The organism is Bacteroides luti (assembly GCF_900128905.1).
Classification (GTDB): domain Bacteria; phylum Bacteroidota; class Bacteroidia; order Bacteroidales; family Bacteroidaceae; genus Bacteroides; species Bacteroides luti.
The window spans coordinates 34,490-47,349 of sequence record NZ_FQTV01000005.1 but is presented as its reverse complement, the minus strand read 5'-3'; the positions used below and the strand labels follow the sequence as shown (position 1 = coordinate 47,349).

The following is a 12,860-nucleotide window of genomic DNA, read 5'->3' as shown; positions in this document are numbered from 1 at the left end:
AGTTTCCTTGTATAATATATATAACATTCAGAAAGACAAAGAGTTGATAATGTTGTTTGTCTTTCCTGATATAATAGAAGTTAAAAGTGAGTGGACGTAAATCTACCTCTTTTTGTTAATCGTCTGTATACCTTTTTTTTAGCTTTTTTACCATCATTCCTATTGCTTACTTAATGGAAGGTTGTATTTTTGTAAAAACTATTGTTATGAGAATAAGAAGAACCCTGCTTGTATTTCAATTTGTTTGCGGCTTCCCGATAGTTGTTGCAGCTCAGCAATCCTCACCTGTTTACTCGTATGTTCGTTCATTCGAAAATGGGAAAGAGCTTTTCCAACAGAAGAATTACTCATCGGCTCGTCAGGTGTTGAAAACATTTGTTCAGCAAAAGGAAAGTGCTGATTTAATTCAGGAGGCAGAATATATGATTGCTTGTACCTCCTATGAGTTGAATGAGAAAGACCGGATAGCCCAGTTGCGTAACTACTTGAATAGATATCCTGATTCGCATTATGCTAACCGGATTAACTCTTTAATAGCTTCTGCTTATTATTTTGATAGAGATTATGAAGCAGCAGTTGAGCTCTTTAATAAATGTAATCCTGAAGAGTTAAGCAAAGAAGAGTGCCAGGATGTTACTTTCCGTATGGCAATGGCTAATATGCAGAAAGGGGATCTGGTTCAGGCAGCCACCTGGTTCAGAACTTTGCAATATACGGGGAGTAAATATTCTTCCGATTGTGTTTATTATCTGGCTTATATAGATTATACCAAGAAAGAATATGATACTGCACTAAAAGGTTTTCTTTCATTGAAAGGAGATCTGGTTTATGGTGAACTTGCGCCTACTTTTATTGGTGAAATTTATCTGAAACAAGGCAAATATGAGGATGCTGCAAGAGAAGTGCAACAATGTATCGACAGATATCCGCAAGGTAAACAAGTTACTCAGCTTCAACGAATCCTGGGAGAGGCTTGCTATTATTCTGCACAATATTCCAAAGCAATTGATGCTTTTAATAAATATCTTGCTTCAACAGATACTCCTTCAAGAGAAGCTCTTTATTTATTAGGTCTCTCTTATTATGTAACGAATGTTTATTCTCAGGCAGCCGAGACTTTGGGTAAGGTTGTAACAGATAAAGATGCGCTTACTCAGAATGCATATCTTCATTTAGGTTTCTCTTATCTGCAGTTATCAGAAAAGAGCAAAGCAAGAATGGCTTTTGAACAAGCTTCTGCATCCGATTTTGATTTGAAAGTTAAAGAGCTTGCCTTTTACAACTATGCTTTGTCTATTCACGAAACTTCATACTCGGCTTTTGGCGAATCGGTGAAGGTATTTGAACAATTCCTGAACGAATTTCCTTCTTCTGTTTACGCAGAAAAGGTGAGTGATTATCTGGTAGAAGTCTACATGGGTAGTAAAAGTTATGCTGCTGCACTGAAGTCTATAGAAAAGATATCTCGTCCAAGTGTTCGTATTATGGAGGCTAAACAGAATATCTTATTCCAGCTGGGAACTGAAAGTTTTGCAAATGCCGACTTCTCAAAAGCTATTACTTATTTTGATCGTTCACTCGAAATTGGTCAGTACAACTCACAAACTAAGGCGAATGCTTATTACTGGAGAGGTGAAGCTTATTATCGTCAGGAGAATTTCTCTCAGGCCGGAAAAGATTTCCAGAATTATCTTCAGTTGACACAGGCAAAGGGAACGGAGATGTATCCTTTGGCTCATTATAATATGGGATATGTTTATTTCAAGCAAAAGAATTATTCTTCTGCATTGAACTGGTTCCAAAAATACGTTGCTCAGAACAATAGTGCTGATCAGAAAACAGTATTGGCCGATGCTTATAATCGTATTGGTGATTGTTACTTCTATAATAGAGAGTTTACTACTGCCCGTAGAAACTATGCGAAAGCTGTTTTAACTGATCAGTCGGCTGGTGATTATGCACTTTATCAGGATGCTTTTGTTGCCGGATTGCAGAAAAACTATGCTGAAAAAGTTTCGTTGCTCGATCAGTTAATGCAGAAATATCCTTCTTCGCAATATCTTGATAATGCACTTTATGAAAGAGGACGAGCTTATGTTATGCAAGGAAATAACCAACAGGCCATTGCCTCTTTCAAGGAATTGCTCGATCGTTTCCCATCCAGTGAAATGAGTAAGGTGGGAGCTAGTGAAATAGGACTTTTATATTACCAGAATGATAATTACGATCAGGCTATCCAGGCGTATAAGAAGGTTATTACAGATTATCCCGGAAGTGATGAAGCGCGTATGGCAATGCGTGATTTGAAATCTATTTATGTTGATTTGAATAAAGTTGGTGAGTTCGCTACCTTTACTCAGTCTGTATCAGGAATGGGCACTTTCGATGTAACGGAACAGGATTCTCTCACTTATCAGGCTGCTGAGAAAGTCTACATGAAAGGGAATGTAGAGAATGCCAAAAACAGTTTTATTTCTTATCTGCAAAGTTTTCCTGCTGGTGCTTTCAGCCCTAATGCTCATTATTATTTATCTTCTATCTATGCAGATCAGAAGAATACAGCTTTGGCATTGGAACATTCAGGAAAGGTTTTGGAGTATCCAGATAATGAGTTCACGGAAGAAGCTATGGTTATGAATGCTTCTTTGCTGATGAATGAGAAGAAATATAAGGAGGCTTTACCTGTTTATAAGAGATTGAAAGAAAAAGCTTCAACTGTGGAAAATCGTTCTCTTGCTCAGACTGGAATTCTTCGTAGTGCTTATTTTGCCGGGGAAAGTAAAGATGCTATTAATGCCGCAACGGAATTACTGGCAAACAAGAAACTTACACCGGAACTTGTGAATGAGGCTACTTATTACAGGGCAAAAGTTTACCTGGCACTGAACGAAGACAAAGCTGCGATTAAAGATTTGCAGACTTTGGCGAAAGATACCCGTACGCTTTATGGTGCTGAAGCCAAATATTTAGTTGCTCAGCTATATTTTAATACGGGACAGACTGCTTTGGCTGAAAAAGAAGCATTAAACTATATTGATCAAAGTACTCCTCATATCTATTGGCTGGCTCGCAGTTTTGTATTGCTCTCTGATGTTTATGATTCATTGGGCAAAAAGCTTGATGCAAAACAATATTTGCTAAGCTTACAACAAAATTATACAGAGAAAGATGATATTCAGGAGATGATTAATAGTAGGTTGGCAAAACTAAAATAAGGATTGAACATGAAACAAAGAAATAATATGCTGTTTGCTGCAGCTCTTTTATCCTTTTCACTTACTGCGGCTGGTCAGACCGCCAAGAAAGATTCTACGCTTAACCGTGTAGTTGTTGTTGAAAAAGAATATAACCCTGATATTATGGATGCTTCTAAAGTGAATGTGCTTCCAAAAGTGCAGGAACCTTCTGTCAGCAAAAAGGAGATTGAATATAATACATTGGTAATGCCTTTCAAGTCGCTGGATTATGTAATGAAACCAATTACCTCTAATTTGGATCAGGCTAAGGCAAGTCGTGGATATGCTCGTTTGGGATATGGCAATAATGGAAATGTGGATGCCAAGCTTAATTATTTGTTTAATATCTCCAGACGAGACAATCTAGGTGTTTCTGCTAGTCTGGACGGCATGAATGCAACTTTAAAATTACCGGAAATATTCGAAACCACTTATGCAAATAGTGATTGGAAGTCGCGTTATTACAGGACAAACCTGGATGTTGATTATCAGCATAAATTTGATAATATGATTTTTGATGCGGCGGTTAACCTGGGCACCAATAACTTTAATTATCATCAATTTAGGGAAATTCCAGACGATATTTATACGCTTGTTGCAATACCTCAGTATACAAGCAAACAACATCACTCTAAATTTAGTATTCATGCAGGTATATCTTCTTTTGACAAGAACTTACCTTTACAATTTCAGGCAGAAACGAATATCCTTTCATTTAAGCAATCTTATTCTTATAAAACTTCAGAGAGTATTTGGCGAACAAAAGGAGATGTTTATGGCTTTATTGGCGAAAACCAGCGTGTGGGAATTAAAGCTGAAATGAATAGCATGTTTTATTCAACAGATGATTTTGACGTATTTGATAATTACACTTCTCTGGAACTTAATCCTTATTATACGTACTCTGATGATTCATGGAAAGTAAGACTGGGTGCACATATGGACTTTTCTTTTGGTAAAGGAAAAACCGTTCAGGTTGCACCGGATTTAGAAGCGCAGTATCTCTTTGCAAATAGTTATGTGGCTTATGCTAAGATTGGTGGTGGAAGAGTTTTGAATGATTTTCGCCGTTTTGAGTCTTTGGATCCTTATGCTCATTTACGTCAGATTAATGATTCTTATAACCAGATAGATGCATCTTTAGGACTAAAAGCAAACGTAGGAGGGGGCTTCTGGTTTGATGTGTTTACAGGATACAGTTCTGTTACCGACGATTTATGTTTCTCTGTTTTAGATGATTATTTCTCTAATATAGCTAAGCCATCTGTTTCAGCAATGGATACAAAACATTTTTATATAGGCTCAAACCTGAAATATGCATATAAAGGTGTGGCTGATTTCTTACTTAAAGGAACTTATTATTCCTGGGAAAGCAAAGAGGGGATATGGATGCTTATGAAACCTAAATTTGATATTCAATTTAATGCTGACGTAAAGGTGCTTCCTGAATTGACAATTAATGCCGGATATCAGTATGTTGCCCGTAATAGTGTAAGATTGTATTCTTTGACAGAAGCAGATCCACAGAATATTAAACTTAATCCGGTGAATAATCTAAGTTTAGGAGCCACATACAATCTGTTTAAAGGTGTATCTATCTTCGCACGTTTCAATAATGTTTTGAATCAGGATTATCAATATAGCTATTCATATCCTGTTCAGGGAATAAATTTCTTAGGTGGTTTATCTTTCCAATTTTAGCTTTATTCCCTACCTTATAATATAAAAAGAGTGTTTTTTCGTAAAAAAATAATAGATTCTTCTCTTATTATAAGGTAGGGAAATAAGTTTTTTCTACTTTTGCGACCAAATTCAAATGGAAGTAATCTGTTTATCAGAAGTAAAAGATTAGTTTCCTCTAATTGCAAAAGAGTATATTATGCAAAAAAACCTTGTAATAGTCGAGTCTCCTGCTAAAGCTAAAACAATTGAGAAATTCTTGGGAAAAGAATATAAGGTTCTTTCAAGCTATGGTCATATAAGAGACTTAAAGAAGAAAGAATTTAGTATTGATGTTGATAATAACTTCGAGCCGAAGTACGAGATACCTGCTGATAAGAAGAAGTTGGTAGGCGAATTGAAAGCTGAAGCAAAGGATGCAGAGACTGTATGGTTAGCATCCGATGAGGACCGCGAGGGAGAGGCTATTTCATGGCACTTGTATGAGGTGCTGGGTTTGAAGCCTGAGAATACAAAACGAATTGTTTTTCACGAAATTACTAAGTCGGCTATTCTAAAGGCGATTGAACAGCCTAGAGAGATAGACCTTAATTTGGTTAACGCTCAGCAAGCCCGACGAATTCTTGACCGTATCGTAGGTTTTGAATTATCCCCAATTCTTTGGAAAAAAGTTAAACCGGCATTGTCTGCGGGACGTGTACAGTCTGTTACTGTACGTCTTGTTGTAGAACGCGAACGCGAAATTCAGGCTTTTAAAGTTGAGGCTGCTTATCGTGTTACTGCTATCTTTATGGTACCCGACCAGGATGGTAAGTTTGTAGAGATGAAAGCGGAGCTGAGCCGAAGACTAAAAACAAAAGAAGAAGCTAAGGCTTTCCTTGAAACTTGCAAGGATGCAACCTTTACAATAGAAGATATCAGCATGCGTCCACTCAAAAAGAGTCCGGCTGCACCTTTTACTACTTCTACGTTACAACAGGAGGCAGCTCGCAAACTCGGATTCACTGTGGCTCAGACTATGTCTGTAGCGCAAAAACTTTACGAGGCAGGAAAGATTACCTATATGCGTACCGACTCTGTGAATCTTTCTGATCTTGCAGTTTCTGGTAGCAAAGATGCTATTACAAATATAATGGGCGAAGAGTATGTGAAACTTCGTCATTTCGAAACAAAGAGTAAAGGTGCTCAGGAAGCTCACGAGGCTATTCGTCCAACTTATATGGATAAACAGTCTGTAGACGGAACTTCTCAGGAGAAAAAACTTTATGATTTGATATGGAAGCGTACTATCGCTTCACAAATGGCTGATGCCGAACTGGAAAAAACTACAGCTACTATTATTCTGAATAATGCATCAGAAAAATTTGTTGCAGTGGGTGAAGTTGTGAAATTCGATGGTTTCCTTCGTGTTTATAAAGAATCTTATGATGAAGACAATGAACAGGAAGTTGAAAGCCGTTTGCTTCCTCCTATGAAAAAGGGACAGAAGCTGGAAAGAAAAGATATCGTTGCAACGGAACGCTTTACTCAGCATCCTGCTCGTTATACAGAAGCAAGTCTTGTTCGTAAACTGGAAGAACTTGGAATTGGTCGTCCATCTACATACGCTCCAACAATTTCTACTATCCAGAAGCGTGAATACGTTATAAAGGAAGACAGAGAAGGAGTAGAACGTTCATATCAGCAATTATTATTAAGTGATTCTTCTGTAGTGGAGGCTGTTAAAACTGAGACCGTAGGTGCAGAGAAATCTAAACTGTTTCCAACTGATACCGGAACTGTTGTAAACGACTTCCTGACTGAATACTTCCCTGATATTCTTGATTATAATTTCACAGCAAGTGTGGAAAAAGAGTTTGATGATGTAGCAGATGGCGAGAAGGAATGGACGGTTACAATGAAAGACTTCTATTCTAAATTCCACCCTTCTGTAGAGAAAACGTTAGCTACAAAGACCGAACATAAGGTTGGCGAGCGTATGCTTGGTGCAGAACCAGCTACCGGCAAACCTGTTTCGGTAAAGATTGGCCGCTATGGACCGGTTGTTCAGATTGGTTCGGCTGACGATGAAGAAAAGCCTCGTTTCGCTCAGATGAAGAAAGGGCAGTCCATAGAAACTATTTCTTTGGAAGAAGCACTCGATCTATTTAAGCTACCTCGTACTTTAGGTGATTTTGAAGATAAAACAGTTGTGATTGGAACAGGTCGTTTTGGTCCTTATGTTCGTCATAATGCTAAGTTTATTTCTCTTCCAAAGGGAGCTGATCCGATGGAGGTTACTTTAGAAGAAGCTATAGAGCTGATTGAAGCAAAACGTATAGCTGAAGCACAAAAGATTATTAAGACTTTTGATGAGGAACCGGAACTTCAGATTCTGAATGGACGATTTGGTCCTTACATTGCTTATAAGGGCACAAACTATAAGATTCCTAAGGATGTTGTTCCACAGGATTTAAATCTTGCTACATGCTTTGAAATTGTTAGAATACAGGATGAAAAGCCTGCCACTCCAAAGCGTGGACGTTATGCAAAAAAGAAATAATCAATAGATTCTTTTTAAATTTATATATACTGAGAAGTCTGTTGGGCAATAAGCCTGGCAGACTTTTCTTTTTTAAGGTGGGCCAAGACTGCTATTACTGTTACATAAAGTTTCAAAGTGGATAGGAGTTGCAGTTTTTCTTCTTGGTTAGGCTGTTATTGCTGTTACCAAAAGGAAAATAAAATAAATACTTCTTGGTTTTCTGGACTAAAATCTGGAAAGGCATACATTAAAAGAAGAAAACCTGCAGAACTAAAATTGCTTAGTTCTGCAGGTTTTTATAAATTACTGAGGAATAAATCCCTTAGTTTGGTATAATCTTACATTCTTTCCGGAACGTCTATTCCAAGTAATTCCATTCCTAGTTTAATGATCTTACTGATGTTGGCTGAAAGAACAAGGCGGAATACTTTTAAATCTTCATTCTCTTCACGAAGAATACTGAAGTCGTGATAGAACTGATTGTACTCTTTAACAAGATCGTATGTGTAATTTGCAATTACAGACGGACTATAGTCTGTTCCGGCTTGTTTTACCACTCCTGCAAATTCAGATAACATTTGGATTAGTCCTTCTTCTTTCTCGCTTAATGTAACATTCAAAGGCAGAGTTCCAGGAATAACGATATTTGCTTCAGCTGCTTTACGAAGAACTGATTGAATACGTGCGTAAGTATATTGGATAAACGGACCAGTGTTACCATTGAAATCGATAGATTCTTTTGGATTGAAGGTCATATTCTTGCGGGCATCAACCTTTAAGATAAAGTATTTAAGTGCACCCATTCCTACTATGCGGGCAATGTTGTTGGCTTCTTCTTCAGAACAGCCATCCAGTTTTCCAAGCTCGTTGGATGTTTCTTTAGCTGTACTAACCATCTCTTCCACTAAGTCGTCAGCGTCTACTACTGTTCCTTCGCGAGACTTCATTTTACCTTCAGGTAGTTCAACCATTCCGTAAGAGAAGTGTACCAATCCTTTTCCCCACTCAAAGCCAAGCTTGTCGAGTAAGATAGAAAGAACCTGGAAGTGATAGTTTTGTTCGTTACCAACTACATAAATCATCTTGTTGATTGGATAATCAGCAAAGCGTAATTTCGCTGTACCAATATCCTGAGTCATGTAAACGGAAGTACCGTCCGAACGGAGTAAGAGCTTATGATCAAGTCCTTCTCCGGTAAGATCGGCCCATACGGAACCATCTTCTTTCTGATAGAAGAAACCTTTTTCAAGACCTTCCATTACCTTATCTTTTCCTTCCAGATAAGTATTTGATTCATAGTATATCTTATCAAAGCTTACACCTAACTTCTTATATGTTTCATTGAATCCGGCATAAACCCATTCGTTCATCATTTCCCAAAGACCTCTTACTTCCGGATCGCCAGCTTCCCACTTAATTAGCATCTCACGAGCCTCATTCATCAAAGGAGATTGTGCTTCAGCTTCCTCTTTGCTAAGACCTTGAGCTTGCAGTTCTGCTAATTCGGCTTTATAATGTTTGTCGAAAGAAACATAGTAATCGCCTACAAGGTGATCGCCTTTTTTACCAGATGATTCAGGAGTTTCTCCGTTTCCATATTTCTTCCATGCCAACATTGATTTGCAGATATGAATACCGCGGTCGTTAACAATATTGGTTTTAACTACCTTATTACCATTAGCCATCATGATGTTTGCAAGAGCGTGACCTAACAAGTTGTTACGTACGTGGCCCAGGTGAAGAGGTTTATTAGTGTTTGGAGAAGAATATTCAATCATTACTAATGGAGAATTCTCATTAGCAGGAATTATTCCATATTGTTTTTCTGCATGGATAGAGTTTAATAGCTCAATCCAGCATGAAGAAGCGATTGTGAGATTAAGAAATCCCTTGATTACATTGAAAGCTGAAATAGAAGAATCATTAGCTAATAAGTATTCGCCGATTTCCTGCGCAGTTTCTTCCGGCTTTTTCTTTGATAATTTCAGGAAAGGAAACACAACCAATGTAAGGTGTCCTTCAAACTCTTTTTTGGTTTTCTGCAGTTGTACCTGTGCAGCCGGTACTTCCTGTCCGTATAGCGCTTTCAGTCCGTTGATAACCGATTCTGCTATTTTGTTTTCTATATTCATATCTGTATGTGTTTCTAAATGAGATGTTATGAGTGTGCAAAGATAATACTTTCGCTTCAGATATAAAAAAAAGGAGATGCAAACTCTTGCATCTCCTTTTTTATTTCCTAAGGAATGGCTTATTTAATAGCGTCAGCTAATTCTGCACCAGCTTTAAATTTAGCAACTTTCTTAGCAGGAATAGTAATAGGAGCTTTAGTAGAAGGATTGATACCTGTTCTTTCACCTCTTTCACTAACAGAGAATGTTCCGAAACCTACTAAAGAAACTTTTTCACCTGACTTAAGAGTATCTGATACACTTGTGATGAAAGCATCAAGAGCTTTCTTTGAATCTGCCTTACTCAAGCCTGATCCTGCTGCAATAGCATTAATAAGTTCTGCTTTATTCATAATTCGTAAATGATTAATTAATATATGTAACTTAAAAGATAAATCGAAAATCCTCACAAATATAGACTATCAAAACAAAATATCAAATATAAAACTTAAAAAAAACAGACGGAAAACGAAAAAAAACTAATAGAATAGGTGATTTATGCTCTAAAACAGAATTATTTACTACTTTTGTGGTAATAATATCTTTGTAATAGACTAAAAACTCAATTAATTTATATGCCACCGGTAACAAAAAATCTGATAATAATAAACGTTTTGTTCTTCCTAGGAGGAGTAGTGGCAACAAGGTATGGTATTGATTTATCTACATATCTTGGTTTGCACTTTTTTATGGCGGATGATTTTAATCCTGCTCAGCTCATCTCTTATATGTTTATGCATGGAGGTTTTACGCATCTCTTCTTTAATATGTTTGCAGTTTGGATGTTTGGACGCATATTGGAGCAGATCTGGGGACCAAAAAAGTTTCTTTTTTATTATATTGCCTGCGGTATTGGTGCTGGTCTTATTCAGGAACTGGTGCAGTACATTCAATATGCAGTTCAACTGTCGGCTTATGATAAGGTTGATTTGGGCGAAGGAATGGCTCAGTATTTGAATTTAATGAATACTGTAGGAGCTTCGGGAGCTGTTTATGCTATTCTGCTTGCTTTTGGAATGTTATTTCCTAATGAGAAAATGTTCATTATTCCAATTCCTTTCCCAATAAAGGCTAAGTACTTTGTTGCTGGATATGCAATTATTGAGCTAATGCAGGGAGTTGCCAATAATCCTACGGATAATGTTGCTCATTTTGCTCATCTAGGAGGTATGATTTTTGGCTTTATTCTGATTATGTATTGGAAAAAGAAGAAAAACAAAGGTAACGATGGGACATATTATTACTGATTTAAAAGAAAATTTTAAAAGAGGGAATATTTATATTCAGCTTATCTATATAAATGCAGGAATTTTTATTCTGACCTCTCTGATTACTATATTTCTGACGCTTTTTAACCGAAGTGCCGGAGACTTCCTTTTATTTGGAGAAATGCCGGCTTCTCTGCATAACTTCTTACTTCAGCCCTGGAGTATATTTACTTATATGTTTTTGCATTCCGGATTGATGCATATTCTTTTTAATATGCTATGGCTGTATTGGTTTGGACAACTCTTCCTTTACTTCTTCTCAGCCAAACATCTTCGTGGATTGTATGTATTGGGAGGCATTTGCGGAGCTATTCTGTATATGATTTCTTTTAATGTGTTTCCATATTTCAGCGGAGCTATTGAACAATCGTACATGTTGGGCGCTTCGGCTTCTGTTATAGCTATTGTTGTGGCTGCAGCTTATAAACAACCGGAATACCAGGTTAGTTTATTGTTTTTTGGTGCAGTTAGACTGAAATTTATAGCTTTGTTCATGATTCTTTCTGATCTTCTTTTTATAACGTCGGATAATGCTGGCGGACATATAGCTCACTTAGGCGGTGCACTTGCCGGTTTATGGTTTGCCGCAAGTTTAAGCAAAGGACATGATGTTACAGCATGGATAAATAAAATACTTGATTGGTTTATTTCTTTGTTTTCCGGAAATGCATTTAAGGCAAAAAGAAAGCCGAAAATGTCTGTTCATTATAACAATAGCCCTAGAAATAAGGATTATGAATATAATGCAAATAAGAAAGCTCAAAGCGATGAAGTAGACAGAATCCTTGATAAATTGAAAAAATCCGGCTATGAAAGTCTGACTACTGAAGAGAAAAAGAGCTTGTTCGATGCAAGTAAAAGATAGCTATGAAGCATTTAGGTAAAGCTTTAATTTACGCGATTGTAGCAGTAAATATGCTCTTTGTAGGGCTACTTTTATTTTCTGCTTATAGTCCATGGCTTATTAATCCTACTGTCCATCCGGTATTATCGTGTTTTGGACTTATATTTCCTGTTTTCTTATTGATAAACTTTTGTTTTCTAATTTTCTGGGTTTTTACTTATCCTAAATTAGCATTGATATCTGCTTTGGGCTTTATTTTATGCTTTGGGCAGATTCGTACATACATACCAATAAATTCTCGTACGGATAAGATACCCCAACATTGTATAAAAGTACTTTCTTATAATGTGATGGGGTTTAATAAACTGAAAAAGCATACTCCAACAGATCCTAATCCAATTCTTCAATATATTCTGAAAAGGAAACCTGATATTATTTGTTTGCAGGAATTTCAGTTTTCAACAGATAGATCACATCTTACTGAAAAAGATATAAATAGCGCATTAAGTGATTATCCGTATCATAATAAAACTAATGTGAGTGCTGTGGGAAACGGTAACTGGGTGGCTTGTTATTCAAAATTTCCTATACTCTCATCACGCCTTATAAAATATAAAAGCACCTACAATGGCTCTGTTGTCTATGAACTTCTTATTAAAGGAGATACTGTGACAGTTATAAATAATCATCTTGAATCAAATAAGCTGACTAAAGAGGATAAGGATGTTTATGTGGATATGATAAAGGAACCAGAAGCCGGAAAAGTTAAAAGAGGAGTGCGACATTTAGTTAAGAAACTGGCAGAAGCGTCTGCTATTCGTGCTTTACAGGCGAAGGCCGTTTCAAAGGAAATAGCAGCTTTCAAGCATCAGTCAATGATTGTTTGCGGTGATTTTAACGATACTCCAATTTCTTATGCTCACCGTGTAATTGCTCAGGATTTAGATGACGCTTTTACCCAGTCGGGCCGAGGATTGGGAATTTCCTACAATCAGCATATGTTCTATTTTAGAATAGACAATATCCTTATAAGCAAAAATTTAACAGCATATAACTGTACGGTGGATAATAGTATTAAAGAATCTGATCATTATCCAATCTGGTGCTATATTGCTATAAAAAAGTGATTTTTCAATT

The 12,860-nt window shown here is 36.9% G+C and carries 8 protein-coding genes; 6 read left to right on the top strand and 2 right to left on the bottom strand.

The window, feature by feature from the left end; genetic code table 11:
* The first annotated feature begins 206 nt into the window (after positions 1-206).
* The 3 genes from BUC21_RS05760 to topA all read left to right on the top strand — a co-directional run bounded on the left by BUC21_RS05760 (position 207) and on the right by topA (position 7,458).
* Entirely contained in the window at positions 207-3,215 is a 3,009-nt protein-coding gene (locus BUC21_RS05760; RefSeq protein ID WP_073400516.1) for a tetratricopeptide repeat protein, read from the top strand.
* 9 nt (positions 3,216-3,224) lie between these two features.
* Positions 3,225-4,937 (top strand): TonB-dependent receptor, encoded by a 1,713-nt coding sequence (locus tag BUC21_RS05755; RefSeq protein WP_073400148.1) that lies wholly within the window; start codon positions 3,225-3,227, stop codon positions 4,935-4,937.
* A gap of 178 nt (positions 4,938-5,115) precedes the next feature.
* A complete protein-coding gene (topA, locus tag BUC21_RS05750) occupies positions 5,116-7,458 on the top strand; it encodes a type I DNA topoisomerase (protein ID WP_073400146.1) in 2,343 nt (780 codons plus the stop codon).
* A 320-nt stretch (positions 7,459-7,778) separates the two neighbouring features.
* Here the strand turns inward: topA and argS are convergent, their stop codons facing one another.
* Both argS and BUC21_RS05740 read right to left on the bottom strand, forming a co-directional pair.
* Positions 7,779-9,572, bottom strand: a complete 1,794-nt coding sequence (gene argS / locus BUC21_RS05745; RefSeq protein WP_073400144.1) for an arginine--tRNA ligase — start codon at positions 9,570-9,572, stop codon at positions 7,779-7,781.
* 119 nt (positions 9,573-9,691) lie between these two features.
* Positions 9,692-9,982 carry an HU family DNA-binding protein gene (locus tag BUC21_RS05740; RefSeq protein ID WP_262483231.1) on the bottom strand — a complete coding sequence of 97 codons (291 nt, stop codon included), beginning with the start codon at positions 9,980-9,982 and terminating at the stop codon, positions 9,692-9,694.
* Between the two features lie 204 nt (positions 9,983-10,186).
* On the opposite strand from BUC21_RS05740, the gene BUC21_RS05735 reads away from it, so the two are divergent.
* From BUC21_RS05735 to BUC21_RS05725, 3 genes are read left to right on the top strand one after another with little or no spacing between them, the layout of a single operon-like run.
* On the top strand, positions 10,187-10,858 hold the full coding sequence (locus BUC21_RS05735) for a rhomboid family intramembrane serine protease (protein WP_073400140.1): 672 nt from the start codon (positions 10,187-10,189) through the stop codon (positions 10,856-10,858).
* Positions 10,839-11,744, top strand: a complete 906-nt coding sequence (locus BUC21_RS05730; RefSeq protein WP_073400138.1) for a rhomboid family intramembrane serine protease — start codon at positions 10,839-10,841, stop codon at positions 11,742-11,744. Before BUC21_RS05735 ends, BUC21_RS05730 begins: the two co-directional genes overlap by 20 nt.
* A 2-nt stretch (positions 11,745-11,746) precedes the next feature.
* On the top strand, positions 11,747-12,850 hold the full coding sequence (locus tag BUC21_RS05725) for an endonuclease/exonuclease/phosphatase family protein (protein WP_073400136.1): 1,104 nt from the start codon (positions 11,747-11,749) through the stop codon (positions 12,848-12,850).
* The last annotated feature ends 10 nt before the right edge of the window (positions 12,851-12,860 follow it).

Excerpts from the sequence above, each read along its gene's own strand:
- BUC21_RS05760 (WP_073400516.1), top strand. The coding sequence starts at position 207 with ATGAGAATAAGAAGAACCCTGCTTGTATTTCAATTTGTTTGCGGCTTC.
- BUC21_RS05755 (WP_073400148.1), top strand. The coding sequence starts at position 3,225 with ATGAAACAAAGAAATAATATGCTGTTTGCTGCAGCTCTTTTATCCTTT.
- topA (WP_073400146.1), top strand. The coding sequence starts at position 5,116 with ATGCAAAAAAACCTTGTAATAGTCGAGTCTCCTGCTAAAGCTAAAACA.
- argS (WP_073400144.1), bottom strand. The coding sequence starts at position 9,572 with ATGAATATAGAAAACAAAATAGCAGAATCGGTTATCAACGGACTGAAA.
- BUC21_RS05735 (WP_073400140.1), top strand. The coding sequence starts at position 10,187 with ATGCCACCGGTAACAAAAAATCTGATAATAATAAACGTTTTGTTCTTC.
- BUC21_RS05730 (WP_073400138.1), top strand. The coding sequence starts at position 10,839 with ATGGGACATATTATTACTGATTTAAAAGAAAATTTTAAAAGAGGGAAT.
- BUC21_RS05725 (WP_073400136.1), top strand. The coding sequence starts at position 11,747 with ATGAAGCATTTAGGTAAAGCTTTAATTTACGCGATTGTAGCAGTAAAT.